This window comes from Microbacterium sp. MYb62 (assembly GCF_002979475.1).
GTDB lineage: Bacteria > Actinomycetota > Actinomycetes > Actinomycetales > Microbacteriaceae > Microbacterium.
On record NZ_PCOY01000028.1, the window covers coordinates 19,558 to 39,703 of the forward strand.

General features: G+C 69.7%; 23 protein-coding genes and 1 tRNA gene. 14 read left to right on the forward strand and 10 right to left on the reverse strand.

The features are described from left to right. Positions 1-10: 10 nt before the first annotated feature. A complete protein-coding gene (locus CQ042_RS18425) occupies positions 11-1,348 on the reverse strand; it encodes an MFS transporter (protein WP_105671903.1) in 1,338 nt (445 codons plus the stop codon). A gap of 210 nt (positions 1,349-1,558) precedes the next feature. On the opposite strand from CQ042_RS18425, the gene CQ042_RS18430 reads away from it, so the two are divergent. From CQ042_RS18430 to CQ042_RS18445, 4 genes are all read left to right on the forward strand, one after another. Then, the gene (locus tag CQ042_RS18430; RefSeq protein WP_258132342.1) at positions 1,559-2,467 is read left to right on the forward strand and encodes an Lrp/AsnC family transcriptional regulator; all 909 of its coding nucleotides are present in this window, start codon (positions 1,559-1,561) and stop codon (positions 2,465-2,467) included. Positions 2,468-2,558: 91 nt separating this feature from the next. Then, positions 2,559-3,965 (forward strand): MFS transporter, encoded by a 1,407-nt coding sequence (locus tag CQ042_RS18435; RefSeq protein ID WP_105671905.1) that lies wholly within the window; start codon positions 2,559-2,561, stop codon positions 3,963-3,965. Positions 3,966-4,000: 35 nt separating this feature from the next. Continuing rightward, positions 4,001-4,918, forward strand: coding sequence for a cation diffusion facilitator family transporter (locus CQ042_RS18440; protein WP_105671906.1), 918 nt, complete (start codon positions 4,001-4,003; stop codon positions 4,916-4,918). A 32-nt stretch (positions 4,919-4,950) separates the two neighbouring features. Beyond that, complete coding sequence (locus tag CQ042_RS18445; RefSeq protein ID WP_146115426.1) at positions 4,951-5,574, forward strand: hypothetical protein; 624 nt, start codon at positions 4,951-4,953, stop codon at positions 5,572-5,574. Between the two features lie 9 nt (positions 5,575-5,583). Here the strand turns inward: CQ042_RS18445 and CQ042_RS20765 are convergent, their stop codons facing one another. Further along, positions 5,584-6,183 (reverse strand): MarR family winged helix-turn-helix transcriptional regulator, encoded by a 600-nt coding sequence (locus CQ042_RS20765; protein ID WP_258132343.1) that lies wholly within the window; start codon positions 6,181-6,183, stop codon positions 5,584-5,586. A gap of 103 nt (positions 6,184-6,286) precedes the next feature. On the opposite strand from CQ042_RS20765, the gene CQ042_RS18455 reads away from it, so the two are divergent. Then, positions 6,287-7,003 (forward strand): hypothetical protein, encoded by a 717-nt coding sequence (locus CQ042_RS18455; RefSeq protein ID WP_105671908.1) that lies wholly within the window; start codon positions 6,287-6,289, stop codon positions 7,001-7,003. Positions 7,004-7,162: 159 nt separating this feature from the next. On the opposite strand, the gene CQ042_RS18460 is transcribed toward CQ042_RS18455, so the two are convergent. Further along, positions 7,163-7,807: a TetR/AcrR family transcriptional regulator gene (locus tag CQ042_RS18460; RefSeq protein ID WP_105671909.1), complete on the reverse strand. Its 645-nt coding sequence runs from the start codon at positions 7,805-7,807 to the stop codon at positions 7,163-7,165. Positions 7,808-7,879: 72 nt separating this feature from the next. Between CQ042_RS18460 and CQ042_RS18465 the strand changes: the two genes are divergently transcribed. After that, complete coding sequence (locus CQ042_RS18465; RefSeq protein WP_105671910.1) at positions 7,880-8,827, forward strand: alpha/beta fold hydrolase; 948 nt, start codon at positions 7,880-7,882, stop codon at positions 8,825-8,827. Here the strand turns inward: CQ042_RS18465 and CQ042_RS18470 are convergent. Further along, the gene (locus CQ042_RS18470; RefSeq protein ID WP_181157629.1) at positions 8,781-10,124 is read right to left on the reverse strand and encodes an MFS transporter; all 1,344 of its coding nucleotides are present in this window, start codon (positions 10,122-10,124) and stop codon (positions 8,781-8,783) included. The two genes, CQ042_RS18465 and CQ042_RS18470, sit on opposite strands and share 47 nt — an antisense overlap. 104 nt (positions 10,125-10,228) lie before the next feature. Here CQ042_RS18470 and CQ042_RS18475 point away from each other — a divergent pair, with 104 nt between their 5' ends. Together CQ042_RS18475 and CQ042_RS18480 are read left to right on the forward strand one after the other, a co-directional pair. Then, a complete protein-coding gene (locus CQ042_RS18475; protein ID WP_105671912.1) occupies positions 10,229-10,633 on the forward strand; it encodes a helix-turn-helix domain-containing protein in 405 nt (134 codons plus the stop codon). After that, positions 10,630-10,944 carry an NIPSNAP family protein gene (locus tag CQ042_RS18480; protein WP_105671913.1) on the forward strand — a complete coding sequence of 105 codons (315 nt, stop codon included), beginning with the start codon at positions 10,630-10,632 and terminating at the stop codon, positions 10,942-10,944. Before CQ042_RS18475 ends, CQ042_RS18480 begins: the two co-directional genes overlap by 4 nt. 159 nt (positions 10,945-11,103) lie before the next feature. Here CQ042_RS18480 and soxR read toward each other — a convergent pair whose 3' ends face one another. Then, the gene (gene soxR / locus CQ042_RS18490; RefSeq protein ID WP_105671915.1) at positions 11,104-11,544 is read right to left on the reverse strand and encodes a redox-sensitive transcriptional activator SoxR; all 441 of its coding nucleotides are present in this window, start codon (positions 11,542-11,544) and stop codon (positions 11,104-11,106) included. Between the two features lie 113 nt (positions 11,545-11,657). Between soxR and CQ042_RS18495 the strand changes: the two genes are divergently transcribed. After that, positions 11,658-13,124, forward strand: a complete 1,467-nt coding sequence (locus tag CQ042_RS18495; protein WP_258132344.1) for an MFS transporter — start codon at positions 11,658-11,660, stop codon at positions 13,122-13,124. Between the two features lie 17 nt (positions 13,125-13,141). Next, positions 13,142-14,038 (forward strand): NAD(P)-dependent oxidoreductase, encoded by an 897-nt coding sequence (locus CQ042_RS18500; protein ID WP_219844877.1) that lies wholly within the window; start codon positions 13,142-13,144, stop codon positions 14,036-14,038. 58 nt (positions 14,039-14,096) lie between these two features. Here the strand turns inward: CQ042_RS18500 and CQ042_RS18505 are convergent, their stop codons facing one another. Next, positions 14,097-14,477, reverse strand: a complete 381-nt coding sequence (locus tag CQ042_RS18505; RefSeq protein WP_105671916.1) for a helix-turn-helix domain-containing protein — start codon at positions 14,475-14,477, stop codon at positions 14,097-14,099. Positions 14,478-14,601: 124 nt separating this feature from the next. Here CQ042_RS18505 and CQ042_RS18510 point away from each other — a divergent pair, with 124 nt between their 5' ends. Further along, a complete protein-coding gene (locus CQ042_RS18510; protein ID WP_105671917.1) occupies positions 14,602-16,128 on the forward strand; it encodes an MFS transporter in 1,527 nt (508 codons plus the stop codon). Here the strand turns inward: CQ042_RS18510 and CQ042_RS18515 are convergent, their stop codons facing one another. Beyond that, on the reverse strand, positions 16,129-16,557 hold the full coding sequence (locus CQ042_RS18515; RefSeq protein ID WP_105671918.1) for a MarR family winged helix-turn-helix transcriptional regulator: 429 nt from the start codon (positions 16,555-16,557) through the stop codon (positions 16,129-16,131). Positions 16,558-16,627: 70 nt separating this feature from the next. On the opposite strand from CQ042_RS18515, the gene CQ042_RS18520 reads away from it, so the two are divergent. Together CQ042_RS18520 and CQ042_RS18525 are read left to right on the forward strand one after the other, a co-directional pair. Then, on the forward strand, positions 16,628-17,032 hold the full coding sequence (locus tag CQ042_RS18520; protein ID WP_105671919.1) for a hypothetical protein: 405 nt from the start codon (positions 16,628-16,630) through the stop codon (positions 17,030-17,032). A gap of 46 nt (positions 17,033-17,078) precedes the next feature. Then, positions 17,079-18,104 (forward strand): FUSC family protein, encoded by a 1,026-nt coding sequence (locus tag CQ042_RS18525; protein ID WP_105671920.1) that lies wholly within the window; start codon positions 17,079-17,081, stop codon positions 18,102-18,104. Positions 18,105-18,198: 94 nt separating this feature from the next. On the opposite strand, the gene CQ042_RS18530 is transcribed toward CQ042_RS18525, so the two are convergent. Both CQ042_RS18530 and dcd read right to left on the reverse strand, forming a co-directional pair. Next, on the reverse strand, positions 18,199-18,675 hold the full coding sequence (locus CQ042_RS18530) for a hypothetical protein (RefSeq protein ID WP_146115427.1): 477 nt from the start codon (positions 18,673-18,675) through the stop codon (positions 18,199-18,201). A 1-nt stretch (position 18,676) separates the two neighbouring features. Beyond that, the gene (dcd, locus tag CQ042_RS18535) at positions 18,677-19,282 is read right to left on the reverse strand and encodes a dCTP deaminase (RefSeq protein ID WP_105671922.1); all 606 of its coding nucleotides are present in this window, start codon (positions 19,280-19,282) and stop codon (positions 18,677-18,679) included. Positions 19,283-19,383: 101 nt separating this feature from the next. Between dcd and CQ042_RS18540 the strand changes: the two genes are divergently transcribed. Further along, positions 19,384-19,454 (forward strand) — tRNA-Gly (locus CQ042_RS18540). A gap of 77 nt (positions 19,455-19,531) precedes the next feature. Here CQ042_RS18540 and CQ042_RS18545 read toward each other — a convergent pair. Further along, the gene (locus CQ042_RS18545; protein ID WP_181157630.1) at positions 19,532-19,900 is read right to left on the reverse strand and encodes a nuclear transport factor 2 family protein; all 369 of its coding nucleotides are present in this window, start codon (positions 19,898-19,900) and stop codon (positions 19,532-19,534) included. Between the last annotated feature and the right edge of the window lie 246 nt (positions 19,901-20,146).

Below are 20,146 nucleotides of genomic sequence, written 5' to 3' on the forward strand. Positions count from 1 at the left end.
CGGTCGCCGATCATGGCAACCTGTTCGCGGTCGTGTCGGTGCGGGCGGTGAACGAGGCGGTGACGGGGGCCTCGTCGGAGTGCTGCGGCGCGAGGCGGGTGCAGATGCCGGCGATCACCGCCATGCCGATGAACATCGCGATGACCGACCAGATGCTGCCGGTCCAGGCGATGAGCTGCGTCGCGAACCAGGGCGAGAAGCCGGCCCAGACCGCCGCACCCACGCCGTACGACAGCGCGATCGAGGTGTAGCGGGCCTGCGGACGGAACATCTGCGAGAGCAGCGCGGCGATCGGTGCATAGGTCGCGCTCATCGCGATGCGCACCAGCGAGGCGAACAGGAAGATGAGCGGCTCGATGCGTCCGGGAAGGATCAGCAGGAACGGCACGAACGTGAGCACCGAGGTGATCAGACCGATGTACATGACGTTCTTGCGTCCCCACTTGTCGCCCAGCCAGGCGACCGGGAGGGTCACGACGAACTCCACGAAGGAGGCGATCGTCATGGCGTCGAGGATGACCTGCTCGCTGATCGCGACCGTGTCGCCGGTGGCATACGCCGTGGCGAAGGTGGTGGCCAGGTAGTAGCCGCCGGTCGAGATCGGCAGGATGCCGATACCGAGCAGGATCGGACGCCAGTTGGTGCGCAGCGCGAAGGCCAGCGGCATCGACTGCTTGCGGCCCTCGACCTTCGCCTCGAAGACGGGAGTCTCCTCGACGCGGTAACGCACCCAGAAGCCGACGCCGACCAGCACGATCGACAGCAGGAACGGGATGCGCCATCCGCCGTTCATGATGAAGTCGTCGCCCATGCGGGTCATGATCGCGAAGATGCCGGAGGCCAGGAGCGCACCGGCCGGGTTGCCGAGCTGCGTGAAGCCGCCGTAGAAGGTCTTGGACTTCTCGGGGGCGTGCTCGACGCTCATGAGCACCGCGCCACCCCACTCGCCGCCGACTGCGAGACCCTGCACCGCACGGAGCAGGATCAGGAGGATCGGAGCGAGGATGCCGATGTTCTCGTAGGTCGGCAGGCAGCCCACGAGCACAGTGGCCGCGCCCATCATCAGCAGCGTGATGACGAGCGACACCCGGCGGCCGAGCTTGTCGCCGATGTGGCCGAAGATGATGCCGCCGAGGGGGCGGACGAGGAACGCGACCGCGAAGGTCGCGAAGGCCGCGGCGGTCTCGGCGAGGCGGTCGCCGCTCGGGAAGAACAGCGGACCGAAGACGAGCGCCGCGGCGGTCGCGTAGACGTAGAAGTCGTACCACTCGATGGTGGTGCCGACGAAGGCGGCGATGCCGGCGCGTCGCGCCCGGCTGTGGGTGCCGCGGGTGGGGGTGGTGGTCATGAGGGTGCCCGCTCCTTTGCGGAAGATGTCGGATAGCGAAGGATGCTACGGACGTGTGAGCCCGCCAGCAAGGGCAGAACTCCAGTGAGATTGGTGATTCACCGGACATTCGATCAAGAATGCGTGCAATGCGCGCCTTCCCGATGGTCAAAACCCCTCCTACACTGGACTTACGTACCGCGAACGGTGCGTTCGCGGGAAACTGACGAAATGGGCGGAAGCATGGATTTCGACGCCGAACTCATCCGCGCGCTGCAGGAAGACGGTCGCGCCAGCATCCTCTCCCTCGCCGAGCGGCTGGGACAGTCGCGCGCAGCCGTCGCGGCCCGCCTTCGGACGATGCTCGCCGACCGCACGGTGCGGGTGGTGGCAGCCGTCGACCCCGTCTTCCTCGGCCAGCACGTGCTCGCCCACGTGTCGATCCGCACCGACGGCTCGGTCGAGCTCGTGGCCGAGCACCTGCGCGACATGAGCGAGACCGTGCTCGTGTCGGCGGTGGGCGGGGCGCACGACGTGGTCACCGAGGTGCGCGTGGGGTCGATGTCGGAGCTGCACGACCTGCTCGCTCTGATCCGCGCGATCGACGGCGTGCTCGACATCAGCACGATCATCTACTCGACCGTGATCAAGGGCTTCTTCGTCTCGGAATACCACGGCGGCGTCACACTGGACGCGATCGACGAGGCCCTGATCGAACAGCTGCAGGCCGACGGACGCAAGAGCTTCCGTGCGCTGGGCGAGGAGGTGCGCCTCTCCCCCTCGGCCGTCGCGACGAGGGTGCAGCGACTGATCGACGCGGGCGTCATCAAGATCAGCGCCGTCGAGGCCCGTGGTCTCGCACACCGGCAGCTCTCGATGGGAGTGGGCATGACGCTCGGCGACGACGACGAGGCCGTGATCGACGAGCTGCGACGCGGACGCGGGGTGGACTTCGCCGCCCGAACCCTCGGCCGGTTCGACGCGGTGGCCACGTTGGTCGAGCCCTCCGCCGGCGCGCTGTACGCCAGCCTCGAGCGCCTGCGAGCGCTGCCGGGTGTCACGCGCATCGAGGCCTGGCTGCACCTCGCCGTACTGAAGGAGGACTACGCCCGCACGCTGCGGCCGCTGCGCACGGACTGAGTCGCGCGAGTGGCGGGGTATACGAGTGGCGGGGTATATCCGTGCGGCGCGCCGTCACCGGGCGTTCACCGGGCACCGCCAGACTTCCAGCATGAGCGAACCCGAACCTCGCCAGGGCGTTCCCGAGCCCGTGGCGACCGCGAACAGCGGCGCCGTGGCCGTCGTCGGCCTGGATCTGCGCGGCGAGACGCCCGCACCGAAGAAGCAGGTCTACTCCTGGGCGCTGTGGGACTGGGCGACGCAGCCCTTCAACACCGTCATCCTGACGTTCATCTTCACGGCGCTGTATCTGACGACCGACGCGTTCCTCCCCGCAGAACTCGCGGCCCTCGACCCGAAGAGCCAGGCGCACGAGGCGGCCATCGCCGATCTCACCTCCGGCCTGGGACTCGGCTCCACCATCGCGGCCTTCGCGATCCTCCTCCTGGCGCCGGTCCTCGGCCAGCGGGCGGATGCCGCCGGTCGGCAGAAGCTCTGGCTCGGCATCGGCACGGGCGCCCTCATCCTGTGCATGTTCGGTCTCTGGTTCGTCGAGCCCACGCCCACGCTCTTCTGGCTCGGCGTCGCGCTGATCTCGGCCGGCTCCGTGTTCGGCGAGATCGCGGCGGTGAACTCGAACGCGATGCTCATCGGGATCGCGAACCCCAAGACGGTGGGTCGCATCTCGGGGCTCGGCTGGGGCTTCGGCTACCTCGGCGGCATCATCGCCCTGGTCATCGTGATCGTCTTCTACATGATGGACTGGTTCGGGCTTCCCTCCGACGGCGGCCTGCCCTTCCGCATCATCGCGGTCGGCTGCGCGATCTGGGCGATCGTGTTCAGCATCCCGATCTTCCTGAACGTGCCGGAACCCTCGCTCGGCCGCCCGGAGCGCAAGGTCGGTTTCTTCGCGTCCTACCGTCTGCTGGTCAAGGACGTCGTCGGCCTCTACCGCTCCCCCGAGACGCGGCCGACGTTCTGGTTCCTGCTCGCGAGTGCGGTGTTCCGCGACGGCCTCGGCGGTGTCTTCGCGTTCGGCGCCGTGATCGGCTCGACCGTGTTCCACTTCGAGTTCCTCGACATCGTGATCTTCGGCATCGCCGCGAACCTCATCGCCGGCGTCTCCACGATCATCGCCGGACGCTTCGACGACCGGTTCGGCCCGAAGCGGATCATCCTGCTGTCGCTCGGCTCGATGGTGGTCGCCGGCCTCGGCGTGTTCTTCCTTCGCGACGGCGGCACCGTCGTCTTCTGGATCGGCGGCCTCATCCTCTGCGCATTCGTCGGACCCGCGCAGGCCTCCGCTCGCTCCTTCCTCGCCAGGGTCACACCGGCCGGACGCGAGGGCGAGATCTTCGGCCTGTACGCCACGACCGGTCGGGCCGCGAGCTGGATGGCCTCCGGCGCCTGGACGCTCCTGATCGTGCTGACGGCTCAGACGGCGTTCGGCATCCTGGGCATCGTGATCGTCCTGATCGCGGGCTTCCTGCTGCTGCTTCCGGTGAAGGCGCCGCGTTGAACTCCTGACCCGCGCGGGCGGAGTAGCCTGACCGCGTGACCGTGATCCTCGCCTTCCTCGCCAACGTCCTCGTCGCGGTGGCGAAGACCGCCGCCGCGATCATCACCTCGTCGGCGTCGATGGTCGCCGAGGCGGCGCACTCGTGGGCGGATGCCGGCAACGAGGTGTTCCTCCTCATCGCCGACCGACGCGGGGCGAAGGCGAAGGATGCCCGGCATCCCCTCGGCTACGGACGCAATGCGTTCGTGTGGTCGCTGATCGCCGCGTTCGGGATCTTCACGGCCGGCTCGATCGTGTCGATCATGCACGGCATCCAACAGCTCTCCGACACGGGCCCTGTCGAGAGCCCGATGGTGGCCTACGTCGTACTGGGCGTCTCGTTCGTGCTCGAGGGCCTGTCGTTCACGCAGGCGATGGTGAAGTCCCGTCGCCTCGCGAAGGAGCGCGGGTCGTCGACCTGGGACTTCGTGCTGGAGACGAGCGACACCACGCTCCGGGCGGTCTTCTTCGAAGACTCCGCCGCGCTGATCGGCCTGGTGCTGGCGGGAGGCGCGATCCTCCTGCACCAGATCACCGGAGTCGCCGCCTGGGACGCCATCGGGTCGATCCTCGTCGGCGTGCTGCTCGGCGTGGTCGCGGTCATCCTGATCCGACGGAACATCGCGTTCCTCGTCGGGGCATCGGCCGCTCCTGACCTCCGCGCCCGCGTGGGGACCGCCCTGCTCGGGCTGGACCAGATCGAACGCGTGACCTACCTGCACATCGAGTACGTCGGCCCGAACCGACTGTTCATCGTCGCGGAGGTCGACCTGGCCGGCGACGCGCGCGAGCACGACGCCGCCCGTCGCCTGCGCGAGGTCGAGCGGCGGATCGAGGCGCACGACGCGGTCGAGACGGTCGTGCTGTCGCTCTCCGTCGACGACGAACCCTCGGTGGAGTTCGCGTCGGCCTGAAGCGCCCGGCGCGGTGTGGCGCATGTGGGAGGATGACGGCTGTGCGCCCGTCGTCCGATCCTCGCCCGTCGTCCGTCCCCCGCCTGAGCGTCCTCGCCCTCGTCGGCATGCTCGCCCTCGCCGGGTGCTCGTCCGCTCCGTCCTCCTCCGGCCCCGCCTCCGCCGAAGATTCCGGAGGATCGACGGAATCCGCCCCGACATCGGAATCGGCGGACACGATCATCACCTGCACGGACATCGAGCCGCTCGCCGCGCCGATCACGGCGGGGTTCTCGTTCTCCGCCGACGACTCCTCGGAGGGCCCCTCCGACACGACCTGCGTCTGGGTGAACGAGGCGGTCGCGTCCGCGTCGACGGCGCTCGAGGACTACGCCTCCCTCGCCGTCGGGATCGACGGGACGACATGGAGCGCCGAGGAGCTGCGCACGCTCGCCGGCGCAACCGACGACCCTCGAGCCGCGGCCCTCGACGGACGCGTGCTCCTGCTCGGCGACGGCGACACGCTCGGCGAGGTCGGCTCCGTGCAGCTGCTCTCCCCGCGGGGGACGGTCACGATCGTGGCGACGGGGACGCTGCTGTCGGCATCGCCGGACACGGCCATCCCGGTGGATGCGGTCCTCGACGTCGCCGCCGACGTCGGCGCCCTCCGTCCGTAGCGCGTCGGGTCAGCGCTGCCAGTTGTCGGCGAGCTTGTTCAGCAGCCGGGCGAGCTCGACGCGCTCGTCGTCGGTGAACGAGGCGAGAGCCGTGGTGAGCAGCTCGCGCCGTTCGCCGCGCATGCCCCGGGCGAGTCGACGGCCTTCGTCGGTCAGGGCGATGCGGGTGCGCCTGGCGTCATCGGGATCGGCCTCCCGGCGCACGAAACCGTGCTCGACCCCCTGCTGCACGAGCCGCGAGGCGCGCGGCTGATCGACGCCGATCGCCGCACCGAGGTCGCTCACGCTGAGCGGGGAGGATGCCGCGGCGAGCGCCTCCAGCATCCGCATGCGCGCGGGGCCGCCGAGCCGTCCGGAGGGGTCCGCCATCCACGGGGGCATGCCCGGGTGTCCGCGGTGGTGATCGAAGTGGTCGTGCGCATCGTCGCCGTCGCGTCCTCCGTGCGGACCGCCGTGCCAGCCGTGCGGACCGCCGTGACCTCGGCCGCGTTCGGAGCCGCGCCCTCCGGGGCCGCGCTCCCCCGGACGGCGTCCGCGCAGGCGGGACAGCGCCTGGGCGATGGCTTCGGCGGGATCCGGCGCTGCGGAGTCGTGCGATTCGGTGGTCACAGATCGATTTTACATGCGACTTGACATGCATTGCGACCACATGTCACACTACATGTACATGCACTGTGACATACACATGCACACTGACAACTAAGGACTTCCCATGAACACCTCTGAATCACCGAACCCCGAGAACACCCCCCGCCCCTTCGGCTACTGGCTGAAGGCCGCCGACCGCCTGATGGCGGCCGAATTCGCCACAGCCTTCGACAGCGAGCACGCGAGTCGCCGCGACTGGCGCCTCCTCAACGTCATCGACGGCACCGTCCCCGCCGACCGACCGATGAACGGCCACAAGCTGCACCGGCTCGTCGAACGCGGCTGGGTCGCACCCGAGGGCGACGGTTGGACACTCACCGACGACGGACGCGCCGCGAAGGAACGTCTCGGCGCCATCGTCGACGAGATCCGCGCGAAGGTGTCGGGCGCCGTCTCCGATGAGGAGATGGCCACGACTCTCGCATCGCTCGAGAAGATCGCCCGCGCCTTCGGCTGGGACGAGGAGACTCCTCTTCCCCGCGGTCGCCGGCACGGCTTCGGCGGACACGGTCGCGGACGCGGCTTCCCCCGTGGCTTCGGCCACCCGTTCGGACGCGGCTTCGGCCACGGTCACGGTGCGCGCTTCGAGCACGACGAGGACCACGGCTTCGCACACGGACGCGGTCACGGCTTCGGGCCGGACGGGCACAGCGGTCACCGCGGCCAGGGACACGACCGCGGCCGGGAACACGGCCACGGCCCGCACCGTGCCGAGCGGATCGCTCAGCACGCGTTCGAGCGCGGCTTCGACGCGGGCTTCGCCCGCGGACGCGACGCCTGACCGGCAGCGCAACTCCCCGAGAACGAGACCGAGACGCCTCACCCGACTGCCGGGTGAGGCGTTTCGCATCCTCGGAGACCGGAGGGCGAGATCGAGAGGGGCGAGATCGAGAGGGGAGAGATCGAGAGGGGCGAGATCGAGAGGGGAGAGAGACCCGCCTCAGGGAACGAGGAGCGCGATCGCCGACTCCTCCGCGCCCGCCGCGCGGAGCCGGCCGCGCATCGCGGCGGCGGCGATCGCATACGGCCGCTCATCGTCGAGCAGCAGCGAGCGGGAGTTGGCCTCTTCATAGAGCGCCACCAGCTCGAACGCCAGCACCTCGATGTCGGCATCGATCTCGCCGGCAGCCACCGCGTGCTGCAGCTGGGCGTCGATGTATCCGTACCAGCTGATCTGCGCCGCTCGCACGGCATCGCTCACGGGACCGGTCTTCGAATCGAGGTCGGCCGCCGTCGCGGCGAAGAAGCAGCCCCCGGTGAAGACCCGATCCTTGGAGTACTCCAGCGAGTTGCGCATGAGCGCGGCCAGACGGCGCACCCCGCGCGGCTGCTCCCTGGCCGGCTCGACGATCTTCGCGAGGAAGATCTCGCGGGCGGCGGCGATCGTCGCCAACTGCAGCCCCTCCTTGCTGTGGAAGAGCGTCGCGATGCTGCTCTTGCTCGACCCGGATGCCTCGGCGAGCCGACCGATCGTCAGCCCGTCGAGCCCTTCCACCGAGGCGAGGTCCGTCGCGCTCTGCAGCACGATGCGGCGCGAGGCGTCACCGCGCGCTCGGCGCCCGTCCACGACCGCGTTCTCCGTCATGCCCCTAGTATACGAACGATCGTTCGCCTAGTATACGTATGATCGTTCGTATTGTTCTGGCGAAGGAGCCCCATGCCATCCGTTCCCGCACTGCTCTCGCGCAGCATCCGCACCGCCGCCGCGTTCTCCCCCCGCCTCGCCGGCGACATCGCCATCCGCGTCTTCTTCACGACCTCGCCGCGGATGCCGGTGCGCGACGCGGATGCACCGACGCACGGCGACGCCCGTCGCGGAAAGCTGCGCGTGCGCGACGTCGACGTGGCCAGCTACGAATGGGGCACGGGATCGCGTACGGTCCTGCTCCTGCACGGCTGGCGCGGTCGGGCATCGCAGTTCGCCCCGCTCGTGCGCGAGCTCGTCGCCGAGGGGTTCCGCGTCGTCTCCTTCGACGCGCCGACCCACGGCTCCTCGGGCGGTCGACGCACCGACATCCGCGACTGGGTCGACGCCGCCGAACAGCTGCAGACGAGCCACGGCCCGTTCGCGGCGATCGTTGGCCACTCGTTCGGCGCCCTCGCGGCCGTGACCGCAGCCCGATCGACCGTTCCCGTCCCGGCCGTGGCCGCGATCGCGGGCGCAGCCGGCCCAGATGCCTTCCTCGCGGAGTTCGCCAGGGAGTTCCGCCTCGACGATCGCACGACCACCCGCCTCGTCGAACGGTTCCGCGAGCGCCTCGACGTGGATCAGACGACGGCATCCGCACGATACGACGGCGCTCGGCACCCCCTCCCGGCGCACACCTCGCTGCTCGTCGTGCACGACCGCCAGGACCGCCGCATGCCCGATGGCGACTCGCTGCGCCTGCACGAGGCCCACGGCGAGCGATCCCGCCTGCTCCGCACCGCGGGCCTCGGCCACACGAGGGTGCTGTCGGCCGATGCCACCCTCGACGCGGTCGTCGCACTGATCGTGCGCGGACTCGACGGTGTCGACGCACTCGGCACGACGACCACGGAGGAGACGCCTTCGGCGGTCAGTGCGAGCGACGCCGTGCCAGTGGGAGGAGAGCGGCAGCCGTGACGACGACGGCCGCCACGATCACCGCCGCGACGAACCCTCCCGTGACGAGGACCGCGGCGATGGTGCCGAACACCGCGATTCCGAGTCCGCCTCCGAGCGCGAACCCCACCTCCTGGATCGCCCCGACCTGCCCGGCCTGATCCTCGGTCGTCACCTCGAACAGCGCGGTCGCGGCGAGCGTCGCGCCGACTCCGAAGCCGAGTCCGACGAGCACGAGGGGCACGGCCACGACCGCGGGGTCGAGCGCGAGCCAGCCGAGCCCCGCAGCCTGCAGGACGAGAGCGAGCACGGTGAGGGCGTTCGCCGACACCCAGCGCAGAGCCAGCGGGGCCACGACACCGCCGATCGCGATCGCCGCAGCCTGGGGCAGCAGAGCGATGCCCGCCTCGGCGGCGCTCTGCCCGCGGGTGTCCTGCAGGTGCAGGCTCACCAGCAGCACCGATGCCGCCGAGGCCCCACTGCTCACCACGATGCGGATGATCGCCGGACTGAAGCCCGGCACGCGGAACAGCCCCATGTCGATGAGCGGATCGCGGAGCCGCTGCTGCCGCCGCACGAAGAAGACCAGGCTGACGACGGCGACCACGGCCGCGACGGCGGCCGACAGCGGTTCGGCGAGAGCCTCGTGGAGCGCGAAGACGAGAGCCCCGAGGGCGATGATCGACGAGAGGATGCTCAGCGCATCCCACGACGACCGCAGCGAGCTGCGGGAGTCGGGAACGAGCCACAGCGCCAGCAGGCCCGCGATCACGGCGAGCGGAACGCTTCCCAGCAGCAGCCAGCGCCACCCCGGCCCTTCCGCGAGCAGCCCGCCCAGCACGGGTCCGAGCGCGCTCCCGGTGCCGAACGTGGCCGTCCACAGCCCGTAGGCGAGCACGCGTTCGCGCGCATGGAACTTGGCGCCGATCGTCGCGACCACCCCCGCGACGACGAAGGCCTCGGCGACTCCCAGCAGGGCGCGGACGACGATGAGGAGCAGACCGCTCGTGGCGAACCCGCCCACCGCGTTGAGTGCAGCGAACCCGGCGAGACCGATGATGACGATGGTCTTCCGCCCGAACGCATCCCCGATCCGCGAGGCGACGATCAGCGTCGCAGCCAGGGAGAGCGCGTACACGTCGACGAGCCAGAGCCCCTCCGTGTCGCTCAGCCCCAGCTCACCTCGGATCGCGGGGAGTGCGGTGGAGACACTGCTGATCGCGAGGGCGCCGATGAGCACGCCGAGCAGAAGGGGGACCATCGCGAACCAGAGCCGGAGAGACGATCGGTTGCCGCTGAGAGTGGGGGTGGAAGTCACCTGCTCAGTCTGTAAAGTACAGACAGGGGACACAAGTACTGTCATTTTTGTCACGTACTGACAGTTTGGATACCACGGCAGTCTGGAAACCGAGGAGGCCACCGGTGAGAGAGAAGACCGCACGGATCGTTCGCGAATGGACCGAGTCCTGCGACGCCGAGGTGTCGATCGCCGTGCTCGGCGGAGCCTGGAAGCCCAGCATCCTGACCCTGCTCGGCGAACACGAGGTGCTGCGCTTCGGCGAACTCGGACGGCTCCTGCAGGACCCGACCGCGCGTGTGCTCACCCGTCAGCTGCGCGAGCTCGAGGAAGACGGCCTCATCACCAGGACGATCTACCGGCAGGTTCCTCCCAAAGTCGAGTACCGCCTCAGCGAGCTCGGCGTGAGCTCCGGGCGGCTGCTCGCGGAGATGACGCGCTGGGGCACGCTCTACGCCGGACGCCAGCGGGCGACCCTGACGACACCGGAACAGGGCGTCGAACAGGGCATCGAACAGGTGACGGCGTGATCACCTGCGTCGTCACGTACACGATCGATCCGGCCAGGGTCGACGCATTCGAGGCCTTCGCGCGCGCGTGGATGGGCCTCGTGGCGCGCCACGGTGGCATCCATCACGGCTATTTCCTGCCGGGCGAAGGAGCGAGCGACGAAGCCCTGGCGCTGTTCTCCTTCCCGTCTCTCGCGGACTACGAGGTGTACCGCGCGAGGTTCGGAGTCGATCCGGAGTTCATCGAGGCGGACAGCATCCGCGACTCGAGCGGATGCGTGCTCCGCTACGAACGGACGTTCATGCGACCGTTGCTGCCGTCGGACCTCTGACGCAGGAGCGGTGCCCGCCCGGCATCGCGGTGTTCAGCGGCAGCGCGGTGTTCAGCGGCAGCGCGGTGTTCAGCGGCAGCGCGGTGTTCAGCGGCAGCGCGGTGTTCAGCGGCAGCGCGGTGTTCAGCGGCAGCGCGGTGTTCAGCGGCAGCGCGGTGTTCAGATGCGGCGCGGTCCGGGGCCGTCGATGCCGAGCGCGTCCTCGGGATTGAGCAGACGACAGGCCTTGAGCGAGAGGCAGCCGCAGCCGATGCATCCGGTGAGCTCACGCCGCAGGTGCTCGAGCTGCGTACGCCGCAGGTCGAGCTGCGCACGCCACAGCTTCGCCACCCGCTGCCAGTCCCGCTGCGAGGGCGGCTCATCCACCGGAAGGCTCTGGAAGACCTCGTGCACGTCGGTGAGCGGGATTCCGAGACGCTTCGCGACCACGATCAGTGAGATCCGCCGCAGCATGTGCCGACGGTAGCGACGCTGGTTGCCCGCGGTCCGCGTCGATGCGATGAGACCGAGCTGCTCGTAGAAGTGCAGCGCCGTCGCCGGGACGCCGCTGCGCCGGACGACCTCGCCGATCGCCAGCAGATCATCGGGTTCCAAAGACATCTTCGCCTCCTCTTGACCTCGAGTTTACTCGAGGTATTAGCGTGACGATCGGTCGCCGAGGAACGGCGCCGCCGGGTGTGCTCCACCCGTTCCGACGCCACGAAGGACTCCCGATGACCCAGACACCGCACCGCACCGCTCCGGCAGGAAGCTGGCGCGAACTGCTCGGCAGCCACCATGCCCCGATCGCGTCCGTGCTCGCCGGGGGCGTGCTGCTCGAGGCGAGCAACGTGTACCTCACCACCAGCCTGCTGCCGACGATCGTCGGCGACATCGGCGGCGCGGAGTTCTACGCGTGGACGATGATGACGTTCCTCCTCGCCTCCGTCGTCAGCTCGATGATGGTGAGCCGCATCCTCACACAGCAGGGCGCGGTCCGCGCGTATCTGCTCGCGCTCGGTCTGTTCGCGCTCGGTTCGCTCCTCTGCGCCGCGAGCCCGTGGATGTGGGCACTGCTCGCAGGCCGAGCCGTGCAGGGCCTCGGAGGCGGACTGCTCGCGGGACTCGGCTACGCGCTCATCCAGCGCGCCCTCCCCGAGCGTCTCTGGGCACGCGGGGCGGCACTCGTCTCGGCGATGTGGGGTGTCGGCAACATCGTCGGGCCCGTCGTGGGCGGCGTCTTCGCACAGTTGGACGCCTGGCGCGTGACATTCGTCGGCTTGGCCGTCGTCTCGGCCCTGATCGGCATCGTCGTCGTGCGCGCGCTGCCGCAGACCACCCGGAGCCGTTCGAGCGAATCGGTGCCGTGGGGCTCGCTCGTGCTCCTCTCCGGAGGCGTCGCCGCGGTGGGCATCGCGGGCGTCGTCCCCAGCGGCCTCGGCACCGGAGTCGCCATCGTCGTGGGCGTCGTGCTGGGCGTCTGGTTCCTGCGTCACGAGCGTCGCGGACGCAACGGCATCCTCCCTCGGGTCACGTTCGCCGCCGGCTCTTCGCTGGGATGGGTGTACCTCACGGTGGCGGTGCTGGCGTTCGCGATCGGCACGGAGGCGTTCATCCCCCTCTTCGGGCAGGAGATCGGCGGACTGATGCCGTTCGTCGCCGGCCTGCTCGGTGCGGCACTGTCCCTCGGATGGTCGATCACGCAGGTGTTCACGGCCAACGCGACCGCCATCCGGTCCCGTCGCGTTCTCATCACGGTGGGCCCCCTCGTCATCGCCGCCGGCCTGGCCGCCTACGGACTGCTCCAGCACGAGGGGCCCTCTCCCCTCGTCATCGCCCTGTGGTTCGCCACGCTGTTCCTCGCCGGCGCCGGCATCGGCCTGGGATTCCCGCATCTGACCGTCGCCGCACTGGGCAGCACTTCGGGAGAGGAGGAGGGGGCCAAGGCGGCTGCGGCCGTGAACACGGTCTTCATCATCGCGAGCGCGTTCAGCTCGGCGATGGCCGGAGTGCTCGTCAACCTCGCGATGCCCGACATCGTCGCCGCCGCGCGACTGCTGATGCTGGTGTTCGCGGGCGTCACCCTCGTCGGCGCCTTCGTCGCCCGCGGAGCGAGCTGGGGCATCGGGGCGGCCACCGCCGAGGAGAACCCGCCCTCCGGCCCGACCTCCACACCGGCATCAGCCCCGACCTCCGACTGATCGAAAGGAACAGGAACATGAACATGAACATGAGCACGAGCACGAATACGAACACGAGAACTCCGGTGACGGTGCTCGGACTCGGCGAGATGGGGGCGGCCATCGCGAAGGCCCTCATCGAACGCGGCCACCGCACGACCGTGTGGAATCGCACGGCGAGCAGAGCGGCACCCTTGGCCGCTCTCGGCGCAGAGGTCGCTCCGACCGCCGCGGACGCCGTGTCCGCGAGCCCCCTCGTCATCGTCTGCCTGCTCGACAGCACCGCCGTGGACGCGGTGCTCGGAACGATCGATGCGGCGGCGAGCGGCAAGGTCGTGGTCAACGTCACGAGCGGCTCCCCCGCCCAGGCCAGGAGCAACGCGGAATGGGCGCGCGCGCACGATGCGAAGTACGTGGACGGCGGGATCATGGGCGACCCGCCCTACGTCGGCACACCGACCGTCCGGTTCTCGTTCAGCGGCGACCGCGAGGGGTTCGACGCCCATCGAGACGTTCTGGAGGGACTCGGCACCATCGGCTACTACGGCGAGGATGCGGGGCTCGCCTCCGTCGAGTTCCTGGCACAGGTCGCTGTCGGATACGAGTTCCTCCTCGGCCTGCTGCACACACTCGCCCTGGTGAAGGCGGAGGGCGCCGACGTCGCGGCCTTCGCCGAGCGCGTCGCGGGCTCCCTCAGCGGCTACGTGCCGTTGGTGAAATCCTTCGGTGCGGCGGTCGCGAGCGGAGAGTACGGGCCGGACCTGGGTTCGCTGAACGTGCAGGCCGCCCTGATGGACGACCTGATCACCCACCGCGAATCCCTCGGCATCGACACCCTGCGCATGCGCGAGGTCAAGCGGCTGATGGATCGGCGCATCGCCGACGGGCATGGCGACCAGGGGCTCTCGAGCCTGTTCGAGCTGCTCGGCGGGTGAGACGCCGCAGATGACCTGCAGGCGGTGACCTGCGGGATGCCGCGGCCCCGAGTCGACTTCAGGGTCGCGGCATCCGCTCCGCGTCGGCGTGGTCGACGAGCGCGATCTCCTCACGCAGGATGCGCGCGCGGCCCCAATCCCCGAGGGGCTCGAGCGCCGCACTGAGCGAGGCGCCCGCGTCGGTCAGCGAGTATTCGACGCGAGGCGGCACCTCGGCATACACCCGCCGATGGACCAGGCCGTCGTGCTCCATCTCGCGCAGGTGCTGGGTGAGCATCTTCTCGCTCACGCCCGGCAGCGCACGACGCAGCTGCGCGAACCGCAGGGTGTGGTGCTCGACGAGTTCCCAGAGGATGAGGCCCTTCCACTTGCCGCTCACCACATCCAGAGCCGCGTCGATACCGCAGACGTAGGGTCCGCATCTGACCGTGTCCGACATGATTCCCTCCTCACTTACCAGAAGGTAAGTACCGAAGTAAATAGTGGGTACTTCCCCGATTGGGGGAACCGTCTCAGTATGAGGGACGTGCTCTGCGATGAGAAGAGCCGGATACGAGGAGACGATGACTCAGACCACACGGGCCACTGCGACGCGGGCAGGGGCGAAGGAGTGGATCGGGCTCGCCGTGCTGGCGCTGCCCACGCTGCTGCTGGCGCTCGACATCACGGTGCTGCATCTCGGCGTGCCGCGATTGAGCGAAGACCTGCGGCCGACGTCGATGCAGCTCCTGTGGATCATCGACATCTACGGGTTCATGATCGCCGGCTTCCTCGTCACGATGGGCTCGCTCGGCGACCGCATCGGTCGCCGGCGCCTCCTGCTCATCGGCGCGGCCGCATTCGGGGCCGCTTCGGCGGCCGCCGCCTTCTCGACGACGCCGGAGATGCTCATCGCCAGCCGTGCGGTCATGGGGATCGCCGGCGCGACGCTCATGCCGTCGACCCTCGCGCTCATCAGCAGCATGTTCCGCGATCCGCATCAGCGCGGCCTCGCGATCGGCATCTGGGCAACGATGTTCTCGGCCGGCATCGCCCTCGGCCCGATCGTGGGCGGCGCGCTGCTGGAGCACTTCTGGTGGGGTTCGGTGTTCCTGCTCGGGCTCCCGGTGATGCTCCTCCTGCTCGTCACGGCCCCGCTGCTCCTCCCCGAGTACCGCGACCGAGCCGCAGGCCTGCCCGACCTCCTGAGCGTCGGCCTGATCATCGTCGCCATGCTCACGCTCACCTTCGGCATCAAGGAGACGGCCGTCCACGGCATCGGCCCGCTCGCCGCCGCGTCCGCGGGGGTCGGACTGATTCTGGGCATCCTCTTCGTCCGCCGCCAGAACCGCCTGTCGGACCCCCTGCTCGACCTCCGGTTGTTCGCGAACCCCGCGGTGCGTGCCGGCCTGATCGCCCTCCTGATCAGCACGCTCGCGATCGGTGGGATCTACCTCTTCCTCACGCAGCATCTGCAGCTGGTGGCGGGGCACCCTCCGCTGGTCACGGGCGTGCTGCTGCTCCCTGGAGCCGCCGCGCTGATCATCGCATCCGTCGTCGCGCCGATCCTCGCGCGCCGCATCCGCCCGGTCCTGATCGTGGCCGTCGCCCTCGCCGTGTCCGCGGTCGGCTTCGTGATCCTCGCGCGCGCGTCAGTCGACGAGGACACCGTGCTCGTGCTGATCGGCTTCGCCGTCGCCTACGCAGGGATCGGCCCGGTGACGGCCCTTGCGACCGAACTCGTGGTGGGGTCGGCTCCTCCCGAGCGCGCGGGCTCGGCATCGGCGCTCAGCGAGACGAGCACCGAGATCGGCGTCTCGCTCGGCATCGCCGTCATGGGCAGCGTGGGGGTCGCGATCTACCGCGCGGGCATCCCTCGGGGCACGGATGCGGAAGGAACCGTCGCCGCCCACGAGAGCGCCTCCGAGACCCTGGCGACGGCCCTGCAGGTGTCCGACGGCCTCCCCCCGACCCAGGGGGACGCGCTCCGGGCACTGGCGACGGACGCGTTCGCGGCCGGATTCGAGGCGTCGGCCTGGCTGGGAGCGGCGCTCCTGGTCGCGGCGAGCGCGGTGACGCTCACGGCTCTGCGTCGCACGAGGGCCGAGTGATCAGGCCGTCGCCGCTCCCACACCGAGTCGCCTGACCAGGTCGAGGAAGACCGTGCGCTCCTCCTCGGCGAGCGGTGCGAGGAACATCTCCTGCGCGCGGTCGACGACCTCGTCGAGGCGGGCGAGCTCGGCGCGTCCCGCGGCGGTGAGCGTGACGAGGTTCCGGCGTCGATCGGACGGATGCGGTTCCCGCTCGACGAACCCGCCGTCTTCGAGGGTGGCGAGGGCGACCGAGACGTCGCTGCGGTCGATCTCGGTCGAGCGCCCGAGGTCGGCCTGGCTGATCGGACCCGCCGCCTCGACCGCCGCGAGGAGGCGGTAGTGATACGCACGGGCGCCGGCCTCGGTGAAGAGTTCCTGCAGGACCGCGTGGGCGCGCAGCTGCGCGCGGCTGACCCACCAGGTCGCTCTGTCATCGAGTCGTCGCATGATCCGATGCTACTCGTTGGTCGCTCCCACAATCTGTTATCGTTGGCCACACCAACGATATGGAGACTCCATGATCCCGTTCACCCCCCAACTCATCGGCCAGACGGAGAAGGCACTCCACGCCCTTCTGCTGACAGTCCTCGCAGGCCGCGATCTCTCCGAACGGGAGTGGGTGACGCTGCGCCTCGTCTCCCAGCACGACGGAGCAGGCACCCTCGACGCCTTCGTCGCCGAACGCCTCCACGATCCGGAGGCCGGACGATTCCTCGCCACCCTGCGCGACCGCGGACTCCTCGACGGCGCGGCCCTCACCCCTTCCGGCACGACCCTGTCGGCGGAGATCGGCGAGGAGATCGCCGCCCTCACCGGACCCGTGTGGAGTGGGATCGACGAGAACGACGTCGAGGCCGCGGCACGCGCCCTGAACCACATCCTCGGGGGCACCCTGGCACTGCTGCGCACGACGAGGGCCTGACCCGACGCCCGCTTCGGGCATCCCGGAGCAGACGTAGGCTGGATCGGTGGCGGATTCCCGGGGCAGAGTATGGACCGGCGTGCTGCGCGTCGAGCCGCACCGTGGCGACCACCGGGTGGCCCTCCGCGCCGCGATCAGCGTGGCGGTGCCGCTCCTCGTGCTGTGGATGCTGGGGCGCCTCGACCTGAGCATCTACGCCAGCTTCGGCGCCTTCGCCGCGCTGTACGGGCGTCACGATGTGTTCCGTGACCGCATCCGGATGCAGGCGAGCGCCGGCGGAGTGCTGCTCGCGGCCATGCTCGTCGGCACGACCCTCTCGGTCGCATCCGCTCCCGCCGTCGTCAGCGTCATCGTCGTCGCGGTCATCGCCTCCGCGGTGACCCTGCTCGCCTACACGATGCGCTGGCACCCGCCGGGACCGCTCTTCCCGGTGTTCGCGGTCGGCGCCTGCGCGACGATCCCCGCGACGACCTCCACCTTCGGCGCCGTGCTCCTCGTCGGCGGCGCGAGCGTGCTGTTCGGCCTCGCCGTGAGCGCAGTGGTCGCGCTCTTCTCCGGCACGAAGGCCGAGACGCCGCGGAAGATCCGGTCCCCCTTGGGCACCACGGCGTGGGAGATGGCGGCGACCGTGGGGATCGCGACCGTCGCGGCGGGCATCGTCGGGCTGCTCGTCATGGAGTCGCACTGGTACTGGGCCGCGGTCGGTGCCGTGGCAGCCGTGAGCGGAGCGCACGTGACCGCGCGGGTGATCCGCGGGGTGCAGCGACTCGTCGGCACTCTGCTCGGCATCGTCGTCGCCGCCGGAATCCTCGCGCTGGATCTGCCACCGCTCGCGATCATCGGCGTCGCGGTCCTGCTGCAGGCGGCGGCGGAGATGTTCGTGGGGCGCAACTACGGCATCGCGATGGTCTTCGTGACGCCGCTCGCACTGCTCATGGTGGGGCTGGCCGCACCGATCCCCGCCGACGTGCTGCTGCGCGACCGCGCCGTCGAGACGACGATCGGCGTCGCCATCGGCACGATCGTCGCCGTCGCCTCGGCCGCGATCCGCCGCCGGCAGGCGCAGGTCTGACCCGCGTCAGGCGCAGGCGTGACCCGCGTCAGGCGCAGGCATGACCCGCGTCAGGTGTAGGCGCGACCCGCGTCAGGTGCAGGCGCGACCCGCGTCAGGCGCTCGCGCCCGCAAACGACGGCAGCACCGCGGCATCGCCCGCGAACGGGAACGTCGTCGTGTTCAACAGATACACGCCGACGACGACCGCCGCGACGAAGAGCAGGAACAGGAACGCGAAGATCACGATCGTCAGCACGCGATAGCCGCCGGATGTCGGGACCTCGGGCGCGACCGACGGCTTGGCCCAGTCCTCCGCCGCCGCAGCAGGTGCTTCGCGATCGAGGATCGCGGGGGTCGGGCGTGCGCGGTCGGAGCGCCGCAGCGTCTCGGGCGGAGGCGGCGGGATCACCGCATCCGCCGGCGGGATCGCCGATGCCGGCGGCGGCGTCAGCAGGCCATCCGGGATCGGGATCTCGGGCGGAGGCGGCGGGATGACGGCGTCGGCAGGCGGGATCAGCGGCTCGCCAGGAGCCTCGGCTCCCTCGGGGACGACCGGCTCTTCCGGTGACGTGCCGCTGACATCGCTCATCTCAGCCTCCGACTGCTCCGACATCGGTGGTGCCGACGTCCGTTCGATGGAAGTTCTGGAACGACCGCGAAGCCGTCGGTCCGCGCTGCCCCTGGTAGCGGTTGCCGTACGGGCCCGAGCCATAAGGGTTCTCGGCGGGCGAGGTGAGTCGGAAGAAGCACAGCTGCCCGATCTTCATCCCCGGCCACAGCTTGATCGGTAGCGTGGCGACGTTCGCGAGCTCCAGCGTGACATGCCCGGTGAACCCGGGGTCGATAAACCCCGCCGTCGAGTGGGTGATGAGCCCGAGGCGCCCCAGCGACGACTTGCCCTCGAGGCGTGCGGCGATGTCGTCCGGGAGCGTGACCTGCTCGAACGTCGCCCCCAGCGCGAACTCCCCGGGATGCAGGATGAACGGCTCGTCCGGGTCGACCTCGATCAGGCGCGTGAGCTCCGGCTGATCCTCCGACGGATCGATGAACGGGTACTTGTGGTTGTCGAACAGGCGGAAGTAGCGGTCCAGGCGCACGTCGATGCTCGACGGCTGGACCATCCCCTCTTCGCGAGGATCGAGGCCGATGCGGCCGGAAGCGAGTTCTGCCTTGATGTCGCGGTCGCTGAGAAGCACGGCACCAGCCTAGTTGCCGAGGCCGCACCGCGCCCGGCTGCTTTGGCCAACGGGCGGCGGGCAGGTAGGCTGACGTTCGCCTGCTCCTCGGATGCGGGTGCGGGGCTGTAGTTCAATGGTAGAACTTCTGCTTCCCAAGCAGACAGCGCGGGTTCGATTCCCGTCAGCCCCTCTCAGAAGGTTGTTCCTCACCGCGGACCGGCCCCTCGCAGGCCGGATCCCCCGCGTACTGCCGGGTCTTCTCGGAACTCAGCGCCAGCTGCCCTGCCACTCGTAGAGTTCTGCGGTGCTCTGATACTCGCGCAACTCGACGACCAGGCCGTCCGCGACGCGCGCGACGGATGCACCCTCGAATGTGCTTCGGTTCCCACCCCACGTGCACTCGAATCTCCACTGGGCGACTTCTCGATCCGGGGTCACGAAGTGATCCGTGATCTCCCACGAATGGACGAGCCCGCCGGCTTCGAACCACGCACGCGCCCACTGCAGCACCCGGTCGCGACCGCGATACACCGGTCCGTAGCACTCCGTGACGACACAGTCTTCCGCGACCGCCGCAGCGATCCGCTCCGCATCGTTCGCGACCCAGGCGCCGATGTAGTCCGTCAAGATGCTCACCGCACCACCGTACGACCCACGCACCCTCGACGTCCGAGCCTTCGCGATCGCCCCGCCGGCTCACAGCGTGAAACCACGCGGACGATTTGACGCCGCACCGTTCGGCGACGTAAGTTACGGAACGGTAACGGTCCCGCCCGAAGGGGATCGACCGACGAGCGCACCTGCTCTCCGGAAGGACCCCCCTCACGAATTCTCTGCCCCCCGAGCGCGCACGCGAAGAAGCCTCGGAAGCCCCCGCCGACT

Excerpts from the sequence above, each read along its gene's own strand:
- CQ042_RS18425 (WP_105671903.1), bottom strand. The coding sequence starts at position 1,348 with ATGACCACCACCCCCACCCGCGGCACCCACAGCCGGGCGCGACGCGCC.
- CQ042_RS18430 (WP_258132342.1), top strand. The coding sequence starts at position 1,559 with ATGGGCGGAAGCATGGATTTCGACGCCGAACTCATCCGCGCGCTGCAG.
- CQ042_RS18435 (WP_105671905.1), top strand. The coding sequence starts at position 2,559 with ATGAGCGAACCCGAACCTCGCCAGGGCGTTCCCGAGCCCGTGGCGACC.
- CQ042_RS18445 (WP_146115426.1), top strand. The coding sequence starts at position 4,951 with ATGACGGCTGTGCGCCCGTCGTCCGATCCTCGCCCGTCGTCCGTCCCC.
- CQ042_RS18455 (WP_105671908.1), top strand. The coding sequence starts at position 6,287 with ATGAACACCTCTGAATCACCGAACCCCGAGAACACCCCCCGCCCCTTC.
- CQ042_RS18460 (WP_105671909.1), bottom strand. The coding sequence starts at position 7,807 with ATGACGGAGAACGCGGTCGTGGACGGGCGCCGAGCGCGCGGTGACGCC.
- CQ042_RS18465 (WP_105671910.1), top strand. The coding sequence starts at position 7,880 with ATGCCATCCGTTCCCGCACTGCTCTCGCGCAGCATCCGCACCGCCGCC.
- soxR (WP_105671915.1), bottom strand. The coding sequence starts at position 11,544 with ATGTCTTTGGAACCCGATGATCTGCTGGCGATCGGCGAGGTCGTCCGG.
- CQ042_RS18495 (WP_258132344.1), top strand. The coding sequence starts at position 11,658 with ATGACCCAGACACCGCACCGCACCGCTCCGGCAGGAAGCTGGCGCGAA.
- CQ042_RS18500 (WP_219844877.1), top strand. The coding sequence starts at position 13,142 with ATGAACATGAACATGAGCACGAGCACGAATACGAACACGAGAACTCCG.
- CQ042_RS18505 (WP_105671916.1), bottom strand. The coding sequence starts at position 14,477 with ATGTCGGACACGGTCAGATGCGGACCCTACGTCTGCGGTATCGACGCG.
- CQ042_RS18510 (WP_105671917.1), top strand. The coding sequence starts at position 14,602 with ATGACTCAGACCACACGGGCCACTGCGACGCGGGCAGGGGCGAAGGAG.
- CQ042_RS18515 (WP_105671918.1), bottom strand. The coding sequence starts at position 16,557 with ATGCGACGACTCGATGACAGAGCGACCTGGTGGGTCAGCCGCGCGCAG.
- CQ042_RS18520 (WP_105671919.1), top strand. The coding sequence starts at position 16,628 with ATGATCCCGTTCACCCCCCAACTCATCGGCCAGACGGAGAAGGCACTC.
- CQ042_RS18530 (WP_146115427.1), bottom strand. The coding sequence starts at position 18,675 with ATGAGCGATGTCAGCGGCACGTCACCGGAAGAGCCGGTCGTCCCCGAG.